Genomic DNA, 466 nt, shown 5'->3' on the forward strand with positions numbered 1-466 from the left:
GCCCCGGCCCCGTTGGCCGCCCCGCCGGCGCTCGGCACCGGCCGCACCACCGTCGCCCACCGTGTGATCACCGCGAACGCCCCCGACCCGTGTGCCGACCAAAGCGCCGGTACACCGACGCCGCCTCCGGCGTGGACGGCTTCGCCCCGGTCACCGTCTCCTGCGGGGCGACCTTCACCGGCGTCCCCAACGGCACCTACCGGGACGCCGTCACCGGCACGAGCCGGCCGGTGACCGACGGCCGGCTGGAGATCGCCGCGCCGGGCACCGGCAACCCGCGGGTGGACGTCCCGGACCTCGGCGGCGCCCACGCGGCGCCGGGGCGGATCGGCGAGCCCGGCCCCCGGCTGCGCCGATCCCGGTGGGCGTCCGGCGCGGGCGGGACCCGCGCCGGACGCCCCGTCACCTTCAGCCACGGCCCGCCGGGTTGGGCGGGGAGGGACCCGGGGGCTGTCTCTTATAAACA

General features: G+C 79.0%; 1 pseudogene. It reads left to right on the forward strand.

Annotation, left to right across the window (positions count from 1 at the left end):
• Positions 1-101 precede the first annotated feature (101 nt).
• Positions 102-353, forward strand: a pseudogene (locus FOE67_RS28265) (hypothetical protein); the annotation flags it as partial.
• Positions 354-466: the final 113 nt, after the last annotated feature.

This window comes from Streptomyces calidiresistens (assembly GCF_014141525.1).
GTDB classification, from domain to species: Bacteria; Actinomycetota; Actinomycetes; order Streptomycetales; family Streptomycetaceae; genus Streptomyces; species Streptomyces calidiresistens.